General features: G+C 70.9%; 20 protein-coding genes. 5 read left to right on the forward strand and 15 right to left on the reverse strand.

Features of this window, described 5'->3' with window-relative positions; translation table 11 throughout:
• Nucleotide 1: 1 nt before the first annotated feature.
• The 5 genes from CVS47_RS08155 to CVS47_RS08175 all read right to left on the reverse strand — a co-directional run bounded on the left by CVS47_RS08155 (nucleotide 2) and on the right by CVS47_RS08175 (nucleotide 3,060).
• Nucleotides 2-325 (reverse strand): DUF2469 family protein, encoded by a 324-nt coding sequence (locus tag CVS47_RS08155; RefSeq protein WP_127095637.1) that lies wholly within the window; start codon nucleotides 323-325, stop codon nucleotides 2-4.
• Nucleotides 326-367: 42 nt separating this feature from the next.
• Nucleotides 368-1,027, reverse strand: a complete 660-nt coding sequence (locus CVS47_RS08160) for a ribonuclease HII (RefSeq protein ID WP_127095638.1) — start codon at nucleotides 1,025-1,027, stop codon at nucleotides 368-370.
• The gene (gene lepB, locus CVS47_RS08165; protein ID WP_127095639.1) at nucleotides 1,024-1,797 is read right to left on the reverse strand and encodes a signal peptidase I; all 774 of its coding nucleotides are present in this window, start codon (nucleotides 1,795-1,797) and stop codon (nucleotides 1,024-1,026) included. The genes CVS47_RS08160 and lepB overlap by 4 nt, the downstream gene beginning before the upstream one ends.
• Nucleotides 1,798-2,000: 203 nt before the next feature.
• Nucleotides 2,001-2,348 (reverse strand): 50S ribosomal protein L19, encoded by a 348-nt coding sequence (gene rplS, locus CVS47_RS08170; protein ID WP_127095640.1) that lies wholly within the window; start codon nucleotides 2,346-2,348, stop codon nucleotides 2,001-2,003.
• 178 nt (nucleotides 2,349-2,526) lie between these two features.
• A complete protein-coding gene (locus CVS47_RS08175) occupies nucleotides 2,527-3,060 on the reverse strand; it encodes an MFS transporter permease (RefSeq protein ID WP_127095641.1) in 534 nt (177 codons plus the stop codon).
• Nucleotides 3,061-3,186: 126 nt separating this feature from the next.
• Here CVS47_RS08175 and map point away from each other — a divergent pair, with 126 nt between their 5' ends.
• On the forward strand, nucleotides 3,187-3,969 hold the full coding sequence (map, locus tag CVS47_RS08180) for a type I methionyl aminopeptidase (RefSeq protein WP_127095642.1): 783 nt from the start codon (nucleotides 3,187-3,189) through the stop codon (nucleotides 3,967-3,969).
• 31 nt (nucleotides 3,970-4,000) lie between these two features.
• Here the strand turns inward: map and trmD are convergent, their stop codons facing one another.
• The 4 genes from trmD to rpsP are packed head-to-tail and all read right to left on the reverse strand — an operon-like array spanning nucleotide 4,001 to nucleotide 6,076.
• Complete coding sequence (trmD, locus tag CVS47_RS08185) at nucleotides 4,001-4,723, reverse strand: tRNA (guanosine(37)-N1)-methyltransferase TrmD (RefSeq protein ID WP_127095643.1); 723 nt, start codon at nucleotides 4,721-4,723, stop codon at nucleotides 4,001-4,003.
• A 1-nt stretch (nucleotide 4,724) separates the two neighbouring features.
• On the reverse strand, nucleotides 4,725-5,438 hold the full coding sequence (gene rimM / locus CVS47_RS08190) for a ribosome maturation factor RimM (RefSeq protein ID WP_127095644.1): 714 nt from the start codon (nucleotides 5,436-5,438) through the stop codon (nucleotides 4,725-4,727).
• Complete coding sequence (locus CVS47_RS08195; protein ID WP_127095645.1) at nucleotides 5,431-5,661, reverse strand: RNA-binding protein; 231 nt, start codon at nucleotides 5,659-5,661, stop codon at nucleotides 5,431-5,433. Before CVS47_RS08195 ends, rimM begins: the two co-directional genes overlap by 8 nt.
• Before the next feature lie 4 nt (nucleotides 5,662-5,665).
• Nucleotides 5,666-6,076, reverse strand: a complete 411-nt coding sequence (rpsP, locus tag CVS47_RS08200) for a 30S ribosomal protein S16 (RefSeq protein WP_127095646.1) — start codon at nucleotides 6,074-6,076, stop codon at nucleotides 5,666-5,668.
• 219 nt (nucleotides 6,077-6,295) lie between these two features.
• Here rpsP and CVS47_RS08205 point away from each other — a divergent pair, with 219 nt between their 5' ends.
• Entirely contained in the window at nucleotides 6,296-7,459 is a 1,164-nt protein-coding gene (locus CVS47_RS08205; protein WP_127095647.1) for a glutamate--cysteine ligase, read from the forward strand.
• A gap of 90 nt (nucleotides 7,460-7,549) precedes the next feature.
• Complete coding sequence (locus CVS47_RS08210; protein ID WP_241240324.1) at nucleotides 7,550-8,332, forward strand: SGNH/GDSL hydrolase family protein; 783 nt, start codon at nucleotides 7,550-7,552, stop codon at nucleotides 8,330-8,332.
• Between the two features lie 9 nt (nucleotides 8,333-8,341).
• On the opposite strand, the gene ffh is transcribed toward CVS47_RS08210, so the two are convergent.
• Nucleotides 8,342-9,901: a signal recognition particle protein gene (gene ffh, locus CVS47_RS08215; RefSeq protein ID WP_127095648.1), complete on the reverse strand. Its 1,560-nt coding sequence runs from the start codon at nucleotides 9,899-9,901 to the stop codon at nucleotides 8,342-8,344.
• 47 nt (nucleotides 9,902-9,948) lie between these two features.
• Nucleotides 9,949-10,533 (reverse strand): TetR/AcrR family transcriptional regulator, encoded by a 585-nt coding sequence (locus CVS47_RS08220; RefSeq protein ID WP_241240325.1) that lies wholly within the window; start codon nucleotides 10,531-10,533, stop codon nucleotides 9,949-9,951.
• A gap of 80 nt (nucleotides 10,534-10,613) precedes the next feature.
• Here CVS47_RS08220 and lipB point away from each other — a divergent pair, with 80 nt between their 5' ends.
• Both lipB and lipA read left to right on the forward strand, forming a co-directional pair.
• Nucleotides 10,614-11,252, forward strand: coding sequence for a lipoyl(octanoyl) transferase LipB (gene lipB / locus CVS47_RS08225; protein ID WP_127095650.1), 639 nt, complete (start codon nucleotides 10,614-10,616; stop codon nucleotides 11,250-11,252).
• A 26-nt stretch (nucleotides 11,253-11,278) separates the two neighbouring features.
• Nucleotides 11,279-12,247: a lipoyl synthase gene (lipA, locus tag CVS47_RS08230; RefSeq protein ID WP_127097257.1), complete on the forward strand. Its 969-nt coding sequence runs from the start codon at nucleotides 11,279-11,281 to the stop codon at nucleotides 12,245-12,247.
• A 27-nt stretch (nucleotides 12,248-12,274) separates the two neighbouring features.
• Here the strand turns inward: lipA and CVS47_RS08235 are convergent, their stop codons facing one another.
• The 4 genes from CVS47_RS08235 to smc form a co-directional block, all read right to left on the reverse strand.
• Entirely contained in the window at nucleotides 12,275-12,718 is a 444-nt protein-coding gene (locus CVS47_RS08235; RefSeq protein ID WP_127095651.1) for an MSMEG_6728 family protein, read from the reverse strand.
• 12 nt (nucleotides 12,719-12,730) lie between these two features.
• A complete protein-coding gene (locus CVS47_RS08240) occupies nucleotides 12,731-13,231 on the reverse strand; it encodes a DUF2004 domain-containing protein (RefSeq protein ID WP_127095652.1) in 501 nt (166 codons plus the stop codon).
• Between the two features lie 67 nt (nucleotides 13,232-13,298).
• Nucleotides 13,299-14,171 (reverse strand): signal recognition particle-docking protein FtsY, encoded by an 873-nt coding sequence (gene ftsY, locus CVS47_RS08245; RefSeq protein ID WP_127095653.1) that lies wholly within the window; start codon nucleotides 14,169-14,171, stop codon nucleotides 13,299-13,301.
• Between the two features lie 71 nt (nucleotides 14,172-14,242).
• Nucleotides 14,243-17,716: a chromosome segregation protein SMC gene (gene smc, locus CVS47_RS08250; protein WP_127095654.1), complete on the reverse strand. Its 3,474-nt coding sequence runs from the start codon at nucleotides 17,714-17,716 to the stop codon at nucleotides 14,243-14,245.
• Between the last annotated feature and the right edge of the window lie 474 nt (nucleotides 17,717-18,190).

Here is an 18,190-nt window from a genome sequence, read left to right on the forward strand (position 1 = left end):
CTCAGGAGTCGAGCGACAGCTCTTCGGGAAGGTGGAAGTCGCGGCGCGTGAGCTCTTCGACGTTGACGTCCTTGAAGGTCAGCACCCGGACCGACTTCACGAACCGGTCGGCGCGGTAGATGTCCCAGACCCAGACGTCCGTCATGGAGATCTCGAAGTAGAAGTCGTGTTCGGTGTCCCGCCGCACGACATCGACCTCGTTCGCGAGGTAGAACCGGCGCTCGGTCTCGATCACGTACTGGAACTGCGACACGACGTCGCGGTACTCGCGGTACAGCGCGAGCTCGAGTTCGCGGTCGTAGTCTTCGAAGACCTCGTCATCCATGGTGAGTCCATCCTAGGCGTGGGCGCCGAGGCCCGGACGACGTCAGAACAGCGTCGGCGCGTCCGCGATCGACCACGACGAGCGGTGATGCACGCTGATGCCGCGCGAGCGGATGGCGTCGCGGTGCTCCGGGCTGGCATACCCCTTGTTGCGCGCCCATTGGTAGTGCGGCTGGCCGTGGTGCAGGTCGCCCATCAGCTCATCGCGGGCCACCTTGGCGATGACGGATGCCGCGGCCGCGCTCGCGCAGTCGCGGTCGGCTTTGATCACCGGACGCACGTTGAGTCCGGATCCGCCCGCCGCCGAGATGTAGTCGTAGTTGCCGTCGAGGATCACGATGCAGTCCTCCGCACGGACGCCCGCGCCCCGCAGCTCGGCCAGCGCCCGCAGCGCGGCGTTGCCGAGCGCGCGCATGATGCCCACCTCGTCGATCTCGGTGGATGAGGCCCACCCCACGGCACTGGCCGACACCCACGACGCGGCACGGGCCGCGACATCCGCCCGTCTGTGCTCGGGTACGAGCTTGGAGTCGCGCAGGCCCGCGGGCACGCGCCGGCGCGCATCCCGGGCGTCGACCACGGCGGCGCCGACGGCGACGGGGCCCGCGAGGGCCCCGCGGCCGACCTCGTCGCACGCGATCACGAGCGGATGCTCGCGCAGCAGCCGGCGCTCGAGGGTGAGACGTGGCTCGACGACCGTCACTTCGATGCGCCCCCGGCGGCGGGAGCCGGAACGCCGGCGAACACCTCGTGATGGAAGTCGAGCACGCCGAAGCGGTCGAACGGCCACGTGATGACGAAGGCGCGCCCCACGACGTTGTCGATCGGCACGAAGCCGCGGCCGGGCTGGTCGGTGTTGTAGCGGGAGTCCTTGGACTGGTTGCGATTGTCGCCCAGCACCCACAGCGATCCCTCGGGGACGGTGACGTCGAAGGGGATGGCGGAGGCGGGGTCGGACGGGGCGAGCTTCGTGTACGGCGTCTCGTCCACGGGGACCCCGTTGACCGTCAGCTGCCCGATGCCGTTGCAGCACACCACGTGATCGCCGGGCAGTCCGATGATGCGCTTGATGAGGTGGTCGTCGCTGTCGGGCGCCGACAGACCGACGAGCGACAGCAGCCAGTCGCCGGCCTCGACCAGCGGCGGACGTGCAGGAGACGTCGAGGGAGGCAGCCACCCGCCCGGGTCGCGGAAGACCACGACATCGCCGCGGCTGTACTCGCCGAATCGCGGGGTGATCTCGTCGACGAGGATGCGGTCCTTGACCTGCAGCGTGTTCTCCATCGACCCGGAGGGGATGTAGAACGACCGCACGAGGAACGTCTTGACGAGGAACGACACCAGGATCGCGATGAGCACGATCACGAGCACGTCGCGCAGGAAGTACAGCCAGCCGCGCCGGCGAGCGGGGGCGTCGCCGGCGTCCGGCCGGGCGGGGCTCGGAGACGCGGAGGCCGTGTGCTCGGTCGTCATGGGATCCTTTGCGTGACGCATCGGGAGACGAGATGCGCAGGGATAAGCGTCGCACATCCCCGTGCCGTCGACGCGCGGAGACGCGGCGATTCCGGCGCCGTCCGCGTCCGGCGCGCGGAGGACGGATCAGGCGGCCGTCCGTGCGCCCGGGAACGCCGACGGCCCCGGAACGAGGTTCCGGGGCCGTCGGGGAAGAGCTCGACTCAGCGGTCGCGCTTCTCCTTGATCTTGGCCTTCTTGCCGCGCAGGTTGCGGAGGTAGTAGAGCTTCGCGCGACGCACGTCACCGCGGGTGACGACCTCGATGTGGTCGATCACCGGGGAGTGCACCGGGAAGGTGCGCTCGACGCCCACCTGGAAGCTGATCTTGCGGACCGTGAAGGTCTCGCGAACGCCGTCGCCGGAGCGGCCGATGACGATGCCCTGGAAGACCTGGACACGGGAGCGGTTGCCCTCCGTGATGTTGACGTGCACCTTCACGTTGTCGCCGGGGGCGAAGGCGGGGATGTCGGAGCGCAGTGAGGCTGCGTCGACGACGTCGAGGATCTGCATGATCGTTTCTCTCTGCGGCCGCCACAGGTCGACCGCGGGATTCTAAGGAAAAGGATGTCGTGTACCCGAGACCGACCACGTCCGAGACGATGGTGGGGTTCCCCTGAGGCAGAACCTTTCAGGCACGAACGCCCATTCTGTCACGGATGGCGGTGGCGGCCAAAACCGCCTGCGGCTCTCAGCGGCCGTTGCCCGGGTGCGGGTGGCCGGTCTGCGGGCCGCCGCCCTCGCTGAGGACGATCACCTCGGCATGCTGGCGCGCGCGGTCGCGCACCCGGTCCTCGTTCTGAGGCGGCAGGTAGGCCATGCCCTCGGCCGTCCGGAGGTAGGCGACCGTCGCGCCACGGGTCTCGCGCCAGAGCTGCCACAGCTGCAGCCAGAACAGACCGAGCCCGACGAGCACGGTCAGGATCATGACGGGCAGCCACCAGGCGGCGGAGAAGAACCCCAGCGACACGGTGAGTGCGTGCCACACCCCGAAGCCGAGGACATCCCACCAGGACACCGCGCGTTCCGCCCGGACCGTGCCGCGCGCCCGCACGAGGAGCCCGAGCGCCAGCTGACCGAGGAACACGGACGGGATCGCGACGAAGAGCACCCACGCGAAGGCCCAGCCGCCCGCGTTGAACACGCCCCAGCCGATCAGCAGCCAGAGGGGCAGCACGACGGCCGCGGGGAGGAGCCAGCTGTAGAAGGCACGTCGGAGCCACATGCCTCCAGGCTAACGATCGGGTCGGTCCCGTGACCGGATCCCGGGGATCTTCACAGACGGTCGAGGGGTCTCCGTGATCGCGCCGCGGGTCGATCAGACACAATGGAGGAGAACGAGAGGACGAGGATGATCGAGCTGCGCACCCCTGCCGAGATCGAGGCGATGAAGCCCGCCGGACGCTTCGTCGCCGAGACCCTGGCGACGCTCCGCGACGAGACGAAGGTGGGCACCAACCTGCTGAGCATCGATCGCCGCGCGCACGATCTCATCCGTCGGGCGGGTGCCGAGTCGTGCTACATCGACTACCACCCCTCGTTCGGCGCAAGCCCGTTCGGGAAGGTGATCTGCACGTCCATCAACGACGCGGTGCTTCACGGTCTCCCCCACGACTACGACCTGCGCGACGGCGACCTGGTCACGCTCGACTTCGCCGTCGCCGTCGACGGCTGGGTGGCCGATTCCGCGGTCTCGTTCGTCGTCGGCACGCCGCGCGACGAGGATCTCGCCCTCATCGACACGAGCGAGCGGGCGCTGGATGCTGCGATCCAGGCCGCCGTGGTCGGCAACCGCATCGGCGACATCTCCGCCGCGGTGGCCGCCGTGGCGCACGGCGACGGCTACTCGGTCAACACCGACTTCGGCGGTCATGGCGTGGGGCGCACCATGCACGGCGACCCGCACGTTCCGAACGACGGCAAGCCGGGCCGTGGGTATCCGCTGCGCGACGGCCTGGTGCTCGCGCTCGAGCCCTGGTTCCTCGCCCACACGGACGAGCTGATCACCGACCCCGACGGCTGGACCCTCCGCAGCGCCGACGGATCGCGCGGCTCGCACTCGGAGCACACGGTCGCGATCACCGCGGGCGGCCCCGTGATCCTCACGGACCGCTCGTTCCTCGGCGTCGGCTGATTCCCCGGTCCGACTCGGAGGAGCGCTGGCCTCAGTCCGGCAGGAGGTCGGGCCGGCGCTCGCGCGTGCGCTGCACCTGCTGCTCGCGCCGCCACGCGGCGATTGCGCCGTGGTTGCCGCTCAGCAGGACCGGCGGCACCTCGAGGCCGCGCCAGACGGCCGGCTTCGTGTACGAGGGGTACTCGAGGAGTCCGTCTTCGTGCGACTCCTCCACCAGGCTTGCGGGATTGCCGACGACACCGGGGATGAGGCGCCCCACCGCTTCGATCATGGCCATCGCGGCCACCTCACCGCCGTTGAGCACGTAGTCGCCGAGGCTGATCGCCCGCACGCGTCCGCGGCTCGCGGCGTGCGTGTAGACACGCTCGTCGATCCCCTCATAGCGCCCGCACGCGAAGACGAGGTGCGGCTCCTCCGAGAGCTCGCGGGCCGTCGCCTGGGTGAAGCGCTCGCCTGCGGGTGACGGGAAGATGATGACGGGCTCGGATGCCGCGTCTTCGGCGATCGCGTCGATCGCCTGCGCCCACGGCTCGGCCTTCATGACCATCCCCGCACCGCCGCCGTAGGGCGTGTCGTCCACCGTGCGGTGGCGGTCGGTCGTCCAGTCCCGGAGGTCGTGTACGCGCACGTCGAGCAGACCCGCGACGCGGGCGCGACCGAGCAGCGAGACCTCGAGGACGTCGAAGAAGCCCGGGAAGATCGAGACGACGTCTATGCGGTGCGCTGAGCGAGCGGAGTCAGCCGAAGTGCGCACGTCAGCGCCCGGCGGTGTCCGCGTCGTCGCTGTCGTCCGTCACGGAGTGATCGTCCGTCGCGGAGTCATCGTCTACGGCGGATTCGTCGTCCGTGTCCGACTCGTCGGCTGCGTCAGCCGCGTCAGCGTCGTCGGAGGAGACGGACGGAGCATCCTTCTCTTCGCCCTCGAGCGCCTCGAAGAGCCCGGCGGGAGGGGTGACGACGACGCGTCCGGCCTCGATGTCGACCTCGGGCACGATGGCCTTCACGAACGGGACGAGGATCTCCTCGTCGCCCACGCGAACGGCGAGCAGATCCTGCGCGGGGAAGTGGTCCACGCGCGCCACGGTGCCGACGACCTCGCCGTCGCGGACCACGTCGAGTCCCACGAGCTGGTGGTCGTACCAGGCGTCGTCCTCCGGGACGGACGCCTCGGAGTCCTCGTCAATCCAGAGAATCGCCTTGACGAGCTCTTCGGCGGCGGAGCGGTCGTCCACGCCTTCGAAGAACGCGACGGGGTGGCTGTTCATCCACCGGAACTCGCGGACGGTGAGCGGTCGGCCGTGCCACGGAGAGGACTCGGGAACCTGAAGGGTGAACGTCGCCCCGGTGGCGAAACGCCGGTCGGGCTCGTCGGTGTAGAGCTCGATCTTGAGGGCGCCCTTGAGCCCGTGGGCCTTCACGAGGCGACCCACGCGGAGCTGTGTGCGGGAGGGTTTGGCCACGTCAGTCATCGGCGACGTCGACGCGCACGCGGCGTCCGTCGGCCAGAGCAGTGACGACGGTGCGCAGGGCCTTGGCCGTGCGTCCGCCGCGCCCGATCACGCGACCCCGGTCATCGGGGTGCACGCGCACCTCGAGGACGTCGCCGCGAGGCGACGTCGAGGAGCGGATGGTGACGTCGTCCGGGTGATCCACGATCCCCTTGACGACGTGCTCGAGCGCGGCGGCCAGCAACGGTCTACTCGGAGTCGGTCGCGTCGGCGGCCGGCTCGGCGGACTCGACCGGCGCGGCCGGCTTCTCCGCCTTGGGCTTCACGACGGACTTCTTGGACGCGTCGACCTCGAAGGCGGCCTTGGGCTCCTTGACGCGGACCGTCGAGACGGCGTCCTTGTCACCCTTGAACTTGCCCCAGTCGCCCGTGAGCTTCAGCAGCGCAGCGACCTGCTCGGTCGGCTGGGCGCCGACGGAGAGCCAGTACTGCGCGCGGTCGGAGTCGACCTCGATGAACGAGGGCTCCTCGGTGGGGTGGTACTTGCCGATCTCCTCGATGACACGACCATCGCGCTTGGTGCGCGAGTCGGCGACGACGATGCGGTAGTACGGCGCACGGATCTTGCCCATGCGCTTGAGGCGGATCTTGACAGCCACGATTCTCCTGAATTGTGTGAAGTGGATCGAACCGGACGCCTGGAGAGTGGGGTGCACACCCGGCGGAAGCTCTGAAAGGGTGGTCGCGATGCTGGATAGAGGGTCGAGCATCACGTCCGACCCTCTATTCTGCCAGACCGATCGGGGTTTCGCGGACACCTCCGCCGCCGTGCCGTGCCGCCCGCGCCCTCGCGGGCGCCCGCATGCCACACTGTCCCCATGACGGAGCCCTTCGCCCCCTCGTCCCGATCATCCGTCGGGCTGGAGTGGGAGATCATGCTGGCCGACGGCGAGACGGGCGACCTCGTGCCCCGCGCTCCCGAGGTGCTCGCCGGCATCGAGGACGCCAGCGCACTCGAGCGCTACACGGTCACCGGCGAGCTGCTCACGAACACGGTCGAGGTCACCAGCGGCATCGGCGACACCGTCGCGGCGGCCGTCGACGACGTGGCCGACGCGATCGCGGCCGTACGGTCGGTGAGCGATCCGCTGGGCATCGAGCTCCTCTGCGCCGGCAGCCACCCGTTCGCGCAGTGGTACGACCAGCGGATCACCGACAAGACGAGGTACCACACGCTCATCGAGCGCACCCAGTGGTGGGGGCGCAACATGATGATCTGGGGCATCCACGTGCACGTCGGGGTGGACGACGTGAAGAAGGTCTTCCCGATCATCAACGCCCTGGCGATCTACCTCCCGCACCTGCAGGCGCTTTCGGCGTCGAGCCCGTTCTGGGCCGGAGAGCGCACCGGCTACGCCTCCAACCGGGCCCTGGTCTTCCAGCAGCTGCCGACCGCCGGCCTGCCCTGGCCGCTCCAGGACTGGGCCCAGTTCGAGTCGTACCTCGACGACATGGTGGCGACGGGGGTCATCGCCGACGCGACCGAGGTGCGGTGGGACATCCGCCCGGCGCCGCGCTGGGGCACCATCGAAGTGCGCGCCTGCGACGGCATGTCGACGCTTCCGGAGCTCGCGGCCGTGGCATCCCTCGTGCAGGTGCTCGTCGAGCACTTCTCCCGCCGGCTCGACGAGGGCCGCACCCTCCCGACCATCCCGCCCTGGTTCGTCCGGGAGAACAAATGGCGTGCCGCCCGCTACGGGCTGGACGCACGCGTCATCGTCGACGCCGACGGCACGCAGCGCGATGTGGTCTCGCATCTCCGCGAGACGATGGAGGAGGTCGCCGACATCGCCGTCGACCTCAAGTGCGCGCGCGAGTTCGGCGGGCTCGAGACGATCCTCAGCCAGGGTGCGAGCTCCACCCGCCAGACGCTCATCGCCGACGCGGCGGACGGCGATCTGCGCGAGGTCGTGCACCATCTGATCCGCGAGTTCCGCGCCGGCCCGACGCTTCGCGAGCACCTCGCGTCGCTGGGTCACTGAGAACGCCGCCCGAGCCGGCCACGGGTCGGGGAAGGCGCCCTCCTGCCCCTCGCCCGGGCACCTCACAGAACGCGGGCGTAGCGTGACCCCGTGCGTGCGCCGAGACCCTCTTCCCCGGTCGTGCGCCGCCTTCTCGCCCTGTCTGCGGTCGCTCTGGTGCTCACCACGGCCGGCTGCGCGGCGGAGCAGCCCTCGCGCGTCCTCCCGACGGCCGCCGCGCCCTCGACGTCTGGGACCTCCGTGCTCGGCGGCGTGGACGCCGGCCAAACTGAGGCCGACGAAGGAGCCTACGCCGGTACGACCGACGACGTCGACGGTGGCGTCATCGTGACGATCGGCGACTCGATCATGGCGGGGTACGGTCTCGACCCCGACGAGGCGTGGCCCGCGCTCATGGGCGATTCCACGGGACGCGACGTGGTCAACATCAGCTGCAGCGGCGCCGGCTTCGTGGCCGTGGGCGACTGCGACACCGACTTCGCCGGGCTCATCGAGGAGGCGGCGGCGCAGCATCCGTCCCTGATCATCGTGCAGTCCTCCGATAACGACGCCGACGAGGACGCCGACGATCTGGACACCGCGACGATGGACGTGGTCACCGCGCTGCACGACGCGGCGCCGGACGCGCGCATCGTGGGGCTCAGCACGCTGTGGAACCCGTCGTGGGACGCGCCCGACGCGATCGCGTGGAGCTCCGACGCGCTGCAGGAGGCGGTGGAGGCCGTCGGCGGCCGATTCGTCGACATCGGGCAGCCGCTGCACGGTCGCGCCGACCTGCTCCAGTGGGACGAGGAGCACCCGAACGCCGCCGGTCAGCGCGAGCTGCGCGCCACCGTGCTGTCCGCCCTCGCGGAAGCGGACATCGCGCTCTGAGCGGAGGGCTCAGCCCTTGCCGAGCAGCTTCTGAAGCTCCGCGAGGTCGGCTTCGGTCGGCTGCTTCGAGCCGCCCAGGCCGAAGCCCGATCCGGTTGGCGACGCCGGCGCCGCGGCCGCGATGCCCGCGTTCTCCGCGGCGCGCTTCGCCGGGTTGCCCGAGCGGGAGCCGCTCACGCTCTTCTGCGACCGTCCGCGCTTGGCGGAGGCCCCCGGGCGTCCGGCACCGGGCACGGGGCCCATTCCGGGGATGTTGGGCACGCCGCCGCGCGCGACGGTCTTCATCATCTTGGCGGCCTGCTCGAAGCGGTTGACGAGGGCGTTCACGTCGGTGACGGTCATGCCCGAGCCGCGGGCGATGCGCAGGCGCCGCGAGCCGTTCAGCACCTTCGGGTTGCGCCGCTCCCCCGGGGTCATCGAGCGGATGATCGCCTCGGTGCGGTCGATCTCCTTCTCGTCGAAGTCGTCGAGCTGCTGCTTCATCTGGCCCATGCCCGGCAGCATGCCGAGCATCTTCTTCATCGAGCCCATCTTCTTGAGCTGCTGCATCTGCTCGAGGAAGTCCTCCAGCGTGAAGCTCTCGGTCGCGAGCTTCTCCGCCATCTTCAGCGCCTCGGCCTCGTCGAAGGCGCCCTGTGCCTGCTCGATGAGGGTGAGGATGTCGCCGAGGTCGAGGATGCGCGACGCCATGCGGTCGGGGTGGAAGGCTTCGAGGTCGTCCAGCCCCTCGCCCGTCGAGGCGAAGACGATCGGACGCCCGGTGACCGACGCCACCGACAGCGCGGCGCCACCGCGGGCGTCGCCGTCGAGCTTGCTGAGCACGACGCCGGTGAAGTCCACGCCGTCCTGGAAGGCCTTGGCCGTGTTGACGGCGTCCTGGCCGATCATCGCGTCGATGACGAACAGCACCTCGTCGGGATCGACCGCGCGCCGGATGTCGGCGGCCTGCTTCATGAGGTCGGCGTCGACGCCGAGGCGTCCGGCGGTGTCGATGATGACGACGTCGTGCTGCTGACGGCGAGCCACCTCGACGCCGTCGCGCGCCACCTGCACGGGGTTGCCGATGCCGTTGCCGGGCTGCGGCGCGTAGACCGCGGCGCCGGCCTGACCGGCGACGACCTGCAGCTGGTTGACGGCGTTCGGACGCTGGAGGTCGGCGGCGACGAGGAGCGGGGTGTGACCGTCCTTCTCGAGCATCTTCGCGAGCTTGCCGGCGAAGGTCGTCTTCCCCGAGCCCTGCAGGCCCGCGAGCATGATGACCGTCGGCGGGTTCTTGGCGAACTGCAGACGGCGCTGCTGGCCGCCGAGGATCGCGATGAGCTCCTCGTTGACGATCTGCACGACCTGCTGCGCGGGGTTCAGCGCGCGGTTGACCTCGTCGCCGAGCGCGCGCTCGCGCACCTTCGCCGTGAACTCCTTCACCACCACGAGCGCCACGTCGGCGTCGAGGAGGGCGCGCCGGATCTCGCGGACGGTTCCGTCGACGTCCGCGGGCGTCAGCTTGCCCTTGGTGCGGAGGTTGCGGAAGGTCTCGGTGAGCCGGTCGGAGAGGGTGCCGAAAGTCGCCATGATCCCTCGAGTTTACGGGAGCGGCGCGCGACCGCTCGCGTGCGGCGTCAGCCTGCCGCGGGGAGTGCGGCGACCTCGTCGACCGCCCGGGCCAGGACGCCCGCGAGAGGGGCCCGCCCCGGTCCGTCCAGCGCCCACCGCTCCACGGCCGCGAGCACCGCCCCGCCGTAGGCCGCGCCGAGCACTTCGCTGCGGAGCGGAGCGGCCCCGCCGCGGCGCAGCCGCTCCGCGACCGACGCCGCGATGCGCGCGCGGCGGAGCGCCGCCTCGCGGCGCAGCTCGTCGACGATCCCCATCGCGTCGGCCTGCGCGATCGCGAGGGCGAGGCTGTCGGGCGCCAGGTCATCGCCCGCGGAGAGCACCAGGGAGCGGACGGATGCCGCAGCATCCGCCCCCTCGTCGTCTCCGAGCTGCGCGGCGAGGCGGGTGATGCGCTCGTCGAGCCCCGACCAGAGCACATCGCCCTTCGACGAGAAGTAGTTGAAGAAGCTCGACCGGCTCACGCCCGCCCGGGAGGTGATGTCGGCCACGGAGGTGGCGTCGTAGCCGCGCTCGAGGAACAGCTCGCACGCCGCCTCGGCGAGCACCTCCCGCGAGGAGGCGCGCGGTCGTCCGATCGGTGCATCCGCCACGACACCCACCCTGGCAGAGTCACCGCGGTGAGGCATGCGGCGTATTGTTGGACGCAATACAGAAAGAAGCGGAGTCGCTCATGCTGGACGTTGTCGACGCAGGTCTCGCACCCGGCACGGTGCCCTATGCCGAGGGGTGGGCGCTGCAGCGGCGCATCCACGGCGAGGTGGTGAGCGGGGAGCGCCCCGACACCCTGATCCTCCTCGAGCACGACCCGGTCTACACCGCCGGCCGGCGGACGGAGCCGCACGAGCGGCCGACCGACGGCACGCCGGTGATCGACGTCGACCGCGGCGGCAAGATCACGTGGCACGGACCGGGACAGCTGGTCGGCTATCCGATCGTGCGTCTGCCGCAGCCCGTCGACGTGGTCGCGCACGTCCGCCGCATCGAACGGCTCCTCATCGAGGCGCTGCGCCGGCACGGCGTCGACGGCCATCAGGTCGAAGGCCGCAGCGGCGTCTGGGTGCGGCGACCGCTGTCGGTCGACAAGGTCGCGGCCATCGGGGTCCGCGTCGAGCGCGACGTCACCATGCACGGATTCGCGGTCAACTGCGACAACACCCTCGCCAGCTTCCGCGGCATCATCCCGTGCGGCATCACCGACGCCGGCGTGACGACCGTCAGCGAGGTGGTGGGACGCGACGTCTCCCCGCGCACCGTCTACGACGCGATCGTCGACGTCTTCCGGGCCGAGTACGCGGGGGTCGCGGCGTGAGCGTCGCGGCGCCCGACGGACGGCGGATGCTGCGGCTCGAGGTGCGCAACGCGCAGACGCCGATCGAGCGCAAGCCCGAGTGGATCAAGACGCGCGCGAAGCTCGGACCGGAGTACACGGAGCTCCACGCGCTCGTCAAGGACGAGGGCCTGCACACGGTGTGTCAGGAGGCCGGCTGCCCGAACATCTTCGAGTGCTGGGAGGACCGCGAGGCGACGTTCCTCATCGGCGGGGCGCAGTGCACGCGGCGGTGCGACTTCTGCCAGATCGACACCGGCAAGCCCGCCGACTACGACACCGACGAGCCCCGACGCGTCGCCGAGAGCGTCGCGAAGATGCGCCTGCGCTATGCCACGGTCACCGGCGTCGCCCGCGACGACCTCCCCGACGAGGGCGCGTGGCTGCACGCCGAGACCGTGCGGCGCATCCACCAGGACAACCCGGGCACGGGGGTCGAGATCCTCGCCACCGACTTCTCAGGAGATCCGGCTCTGCTGGGTGAGGTGTTCGACGCGCGTCCGGAGGTGTTCGCGCACAACGTCGAGACCGTGCCGCGCATCTTCAAGCGCATCCGGCCCGCCTTCCGCTACGACCGCTCCCTCGGGGTGCTGACGCAGGCCCGCGATGCCGGCCTGATCACGAAGTCGAACCTCATTCTGGGCATGGGCGAGGAGCCGGAAGAGGTCGTCGCGGCGCTCCAGGATCTTCACGATGCCGGCACGGACATCATCACGATCACGCAGTACCTGCGCCCGACGCCGCGTCACCTCCCCGTCGCCCGCTGGGTGAAGCCCGCGGAGTTCGTCGAGTTCAAGGAGGAGGCGGAGCGCATCGGCTTCCTCGGGGTGCTCGCGGGCCCGCTCGTGCGCTCGTCGTATCGTGCTGGACGGCTGTGGGCCCAGTCCATGCGGTCGAAGGGCCGCGACATCCCTGTCGACCTCGCGCACCTGGCCGCCGCCCTCGACAGCGAGGCGGGGTTCGCCCAGGCCGTCTGAGCCGGCCGAGCGCGTCACCCCTCGCGGTCAGGCGCTCGGCCCGGTCGTGGGCCAGACGTAGGGAAGGTCGTCGGGCACGTCGCCGAACAGCGGACCGTAGAACTCGGGGTCCTTGCGGAGCAGGTTCGACTGGTGCGACCGGTGGAACGCCGGGTCGCCGAGCCAGTCGGGCATCTCGATCTCGTCCTGCGGCACCCCGTCGACCTCGGGCGCGAAGGCCAGCAGCTTCGGGCGCACGGTGTCGGCGTGCCCGGCGGCGATCCACGCGTCGGTCACGGCGAGGCCGTACGCCACCAGCGCCGGCAGGCGCCCGGCCCACATGGTCGCGGCCGGGTGATGGCGCCAGCCGTAGTCGGGAATCGTCTGGGCGCGCAGCAGCTGGAAGGTCTCGACACGCTGCTTGCCTAGACGGGGCGCGTCCAGTACGGCGGCCGACCGGGCGAACGACGGGTACGGCAGGAACGTCTGCATCGCGTCCGCGTGTCAGTCGGCGCTGGTGACCGACAGGACCTCGGCGTCGCTCGACAGGTTCACCAGCAGCACGTCGTCGGTGGCGTCCGGATCGAGCGCGTACTCGAGGACGGCGAACGGGTCGGCCCCGCCGTGCTCGTCGGCCAGGATCGTCATGCTCATGAGCTGCATCGACCGGATGATGTCCATGTGCACGTCGCCGGAGACGTCGGAGAGCAGTCCCTCCAGCTCGGCTCCCAGCGTCTCCTGCTGCTGCAGGAGGTACTCCGTCACCTCGCTGGTGCGGTTGTCCAGCTCGTTCACCATCGCGTTGCGTGCCGCGAGATCGATGGCCTCCAGTGACGAGACCATCGCCGCGGCGACGTCCAGCGCCGCCTGCGACACGTCGTCCTGATCGGGCGCGGTCAGGTCCACCGTGACGGACTGGTCGCCGAACTCCACGTTCTCGGACCAGAAGATCGATCCGTCGGGTCCGGACTCGAGCAGTCCGAAGAAGTCGTGTTCGATGGCCATACCTCCATGAAACCAGCGTGGCGGCGCAGGCGGTAGAGCCGCGCCTGCGTGTCGGGACGGGACGGGGTCAATCCACGAGTGAGGCGGCGAAGACGTGCGGGGTGAAGCCCGTGAGGTCGCCGATCCCCTCGCCCTGCCCGAGCAGCTTGACGGGGATGCCGGTGCGCTCCTGCACGGCGAGGACGAAGCCGCCTTTGGCCGACCCGTCGAGCTTGGTCAGCACGAGGCCGGTGACGCCCGCGTGCTCCAGGAACGCCTGCGCCTGCATCACGCCGTTCTGGCCGGTCGTGGCATCCAGCACCAGCAGCACCTCGCTGATCGGCGCCTGCTTCTCGACGACCCGCCGGATCTTGCCGAGCTCGTCCATGAGGCCGCCCTTGGTGTGGAGGCGGCCGGCCGTGTCGATGAGCACGATCTCGGTGCCGGTGCGCTTGGCGTAGTCGATCGTCTGGAAGGCGACGGATGCCGGATCCTGGCCCTCCTGCTGCGGCCGGACGATGTCGGCTCCCCCGCGTTCGGCCCACGTGGCGAGCTGATCGACGGCGGCGGCGCGGAAGGTGTCGGCGGCGCCCACCACGACCGAGCGGCCGTAGCGCTGCAGGAACTTGGCGAACTTGCCGATGGTCGTGGTCTTGCCGACGCCGTTCACGCCGACCACGAGCACGACCGCGGGCCGCTCGGTCAGGCGGAGGGTGGTGTCGAACTTCGCGAAGTGCTCCTCGAGCGTCTCCTTGAGCATGCGCTGCAGGTCGCGCGGATCGGTCGTGCGGAACCGGTCGACCTTCTCGTGCAGCTCCTCCACGAGGCGCTCGGTGATGTCCGGCCCGAAGTCGGCCGTCAGCAGGGCGGTCTCCAGGTCGTCCCAGGTGGTCTCATCGATCGTGGGCTTGACGAAGACCGACCGCAGCGCGCGACCGAGCGACCAGGAGCTCTCTGCCATGCCCCCAGCCTACGGCGCACGCCGGGGCCGAGCCGGGCACGTTCAGCCGCGCGGGCTGAGCTGGCGCGGGCTCAGCCGACGCGGGCGGCCGTGCGCTGGCCGACGACCGCCGAGACGCCGTCCTGGCGCATAGAGACGCCGTAGAGGGCGTCGGCGATCTCCATCGTGCGCTTCTGGTGCGTGATGACGATGAGCTGGCTGGACTCCCGCAGCTGCTCGAAGACGCCCAGGAGCCGCCCGAGGTTCGCGTCGTCGAGGGCGGCCTCCACCTCGTCGAGGATGTAGAACGGGCTGGGCCGGGCCTTGAAGATCGCCGTCAGGAAGGCCACCGCGGCCAGCGACCGCTCGCCACCCGACAGCAGCGACAGCCGCTCGATCTTCTTGCCCGCCGGGCGCGCCATGACCTCGATGCCGGTGACGAGCGGCTCGTCGGGCTTGGTCAGCGAGATGCTGCCGGTGCCGCCAGGGAAGAGGATCGGGAAGACCTCGCCGAACGCGGTGCGCGTGTCCTCGAACGCGGCCAGGAAGATCGTCTGCATCCGCTCGTCGAGGTCTTCGATGATCGTGAGCAGGTCGCGACGCGTCTGGGTGAGGTCGGTCAGCTGCTCGGTGAGGAAGCGGTGTCGCTGCTCGAGGGCCGCGAACTCCTCGAGAGCCAGAGGATTCACGCGCCCGAGCTGGCCGAGCTTGCGCTCCGCCTCCTGCAGACGGCGGCGCTCCGCGGCCCGATCGAAGTCGTCGCCAGGGCCGTATTCCGCCAGGAGAATATTCTCGTCGAGCGAGAGCTCCGAGGCCACGCGCTCCCGCAGGCTCGTCACGTGCAGCCGCTTCTCATGCATCTGCAGCTCGAGACCGTGGACTGATTCCGTAAGGCGGGCGAGCCGCTCGCGCACGGCGGACTCCTGCTGACGGAGCTCGCTCAGCTCCGCGGTCAGGGCGGTGCGCGCCGTCTCGGCGGTGGCGAGCTCGACCCGCGCCTGCGACACGGAGCGGTCGACGGAGTCGAGGAGGGGCGGCAGCTGGGCTGCCACGTCGGCGGCGACCTCCCGCTGCATCCGGCGGATCACCGCGCGGCGCGCGGCCTCTTCCGCGGCGGCGCGCTCGCGCTCCCTCTGGTGCTGCAGACCCACCACGCGCGCCTCGGTCGCCCGCACGCGCTCGCGCAGGGTCTCGACGTCCAGGCGCGCGCGCATCTCCCGGTCGCGCGTCAGCTCGAGCGCCTCGAGCAGGCCGTCGCGGGCCGACGCGTCGAGGATCGGCCGCGGCGCCTCCTCCGCGTCGCGCAGCCGGTTGCGGGCGACATCGGCCGCCGACTCGGCGTCGGCGACGGCCGCCTCGGCCTGCGCGAGTCCCGCGGCGAGCCGGTCGCACTCCGCGACGGCCGCCTCGTGCCGGACGGAGGCGCGGTTGACCCGCTCGGCTTGCGCGGCGAGGGCGGCGTCGTGGGCGCGCAGCGCCTCCAGCGACGACTTGGTGCGGTGTCGCGCGGCCGCCTGCGCCGTCACCGCGTCCTGCAGCGCCTCGCGGAGCGAATCCGCGATGACGGTGATCTCACCGAGACGGTCGGCCGCGGCATCCCGTTCGGCGACGAGCTCGAGCCGCGAGCGCGCCGACCCCGACCCCGCTCGCATCGTGCTGGGCGTGACCACCTCGCCGCCGCGTGTCACCACGGTGACGGGCAGCGGATCTTCGGCCTCCACGACGGCGCGCAGGGCTGCCGCCGCGCCGTCCAGGTCGTCGGCGATGAGGACGCGCGCGAGCACCGCCATCACCCCGTCCGGCGCGGTCACCACATCGGTCGCGTGCACGACACCGTCCACCGGCGGCAGCACGGGATCGGAGCGCGCGGCGTCCGCGATCACGAGGTCGACCACGCCGAGGTCTCCGCCGCGCACGCCGATCGCGGCATGCAGGGCCGACTCGGCGTCGTCGGCGAGGACGCCGTCGGCGAGCGGACCGAGCGCCGCGGCGATGGCCGCCTCGTAGCCGGAGCGCACCTGCACATCGTCGCCGACGATGCCGCGCAGCCCCGCGACGCCGCGGGTCAGGAGCTCGGTCGCGCCGTTCTTGACGTCGAGAGCCCGACCGAGCGCCTTCGTCTGAGCGGTGAGGGCCTCCGCTTCGCGCTCCGCGGCGTGCAGGCGCTCGCGCAGAGATGCGACCTGCGCCTCCGACTCCGCGGCGTCCCGCTGCGCCCGCTCGTAGTCCGCGGCGTGCTCGGCGGCCGACTCCTCGGGGACGAGCTCGGGGTCAGAGGCGGCCAGCTCCTCCTCCGCCTGGCTGCGCCGGGCCGTCGCGGCGTCGAGCGCGCGCTGCTGTCGCTCCACCGCGGCACGGACGGCGCCGAGGGCGGATGCGGCGGCCTCCGCGGTCCCCCGGAGCGTCGTGAGCTTCATGTCGTGCTCCGAGACCAGTGCGCTCTGCGCGGCGATGTCGGTGTCGAGGGCATCGAGCTCGGCCCGCGCGCGCAGCACGTCGCGCGCGGCCTCGGCCGCGGCATCCTGCGCCCCCTCGCGAGCGAGGCCGATCTCGTCGATCTCCGCCCGGGCCTCGTCGATCATGGCTTGGGAGACGGTGGGATGCTGCACCGCGGCGTCGTCGTCCTCGCCCAGCAGCGAGAGACGCTGGCCGGCGAGGCTGTACAGGCCGCGCATGCGCTCCTGCACCCGCTCGAGCGCGAAGGCGGTGCCGCGGGCGGCGTCGACGTCCTCCGACCGCTGGTCCGCCTCGAGGGCGGCGATGCGGGCGGCGAGGTTGGCGCCGCGGTCCTGCAGCACGATGCGCTCGGCATGCCGCTCCTGCTCGCTGCGGGTGTGGTCCTCGAGCTCGGCCTTGAGGCGCATCAGCTCGTCCGCAGAGAGCCGTGCCTTCGCGTCGCGCACCTCGGCGGCGATCCCGGCGGCCTCGCGGGCGATGTCGGCCTGGCGTCCCAGCGGCTTGAGCTGCCGGCGGAGTTCGCCCGCGAGGTCGCTCAGGCGGGTGAGGTTGGCCTCCATCGCGTCGAGCTTGCGGAGGGTCTTCTCCTTGCGACGGCGATGCTTCAGGATGCCGGCCGCTTCCTCGATGAAGCCGCGCCGGTCTTCCGGCGAGGCCTGCAGCACGCTGTCCAGACGCCCCTGACCGACGATGACGTGCATCTCACGGCCGAGGCCGGAGTCGCTCAGCAGCTCCTGCACGTCGAGCAGACGGCAGGTGTCGCCGTTGATCGCGTACTCGCTCGCGCCGTTGCGGAACAGCGTGCGGCTGATCGTCACCTCGGCGTACTCGATCGGCAGTGCCCCGTCGGCGTTGTCGATCGTCAGCTGCACCTCGGCGCGACCGAGCGGGCCGCGCGTCGCGGTGCCGGCGAAGATGACGTCCTCCATCTTGCCGCCGCGGAGGGTCTTGGCACCCTGCTCGCCCATGACCCATGCCAGCGCATCGACGACATTCGACTTGCCTGAGCCGTTGGGGCCGACGATCGCGGTCACCCCGGGCTCGAAGGCGAACGTGGTGGGATGGGCGAACGACTTGAACCCTTTGAGCGTCACGCTCTTCAGGTGCATGCGGCACGCCTTCCGCCGAGTCGGATCATCGCCCTCACGCTACCGGAGAGGCGCCCGCGGTCCGGGAAGCCAGGCCGTGGCGGGCGGCGCCGAAGGGTCGTTGACACGCCCGGGTGTCGGGCGATTCTGTGAGTTGGCTTGACGCACCGTCGTCGTTCGCGCTAGCGTCGCTTCTCGCATCGGAAGTCGAAAGGAGGTCACCATCATGATGATGAACATCAGCACGCCAGCCCGCGGAGGATTCGCCCCGCACGCTGCGCACGTCAGCCGCGCTCCCCTCGGAGTTCTCGCCGGCTCGGTGACCGCCTCCTTCCGCGTGTTCACGCCCACCGCCTCCTAGGCCCTCCGCAGGAGGACTCCGTCCTCCGTCGATGACGCTCCGGTCTCATCCGGTCGTGTCGTCCCGCCTGCTTCGCGCTGCGCCCCGCCTCGACGCCCCTCCGGCGTGTTCCGGGGGGCATCTCGTGTCGCCGC

Origin of the sequence: Microbacterium lemovicicum (assembly GCF_003991875.1) — a bacterium.
GTDB lineage: Bacteria > Actinomycetota > Actinomycetes > Actinomycetales > Microbacteriaceae > Microbacterium > Microbacterium lemovicicum.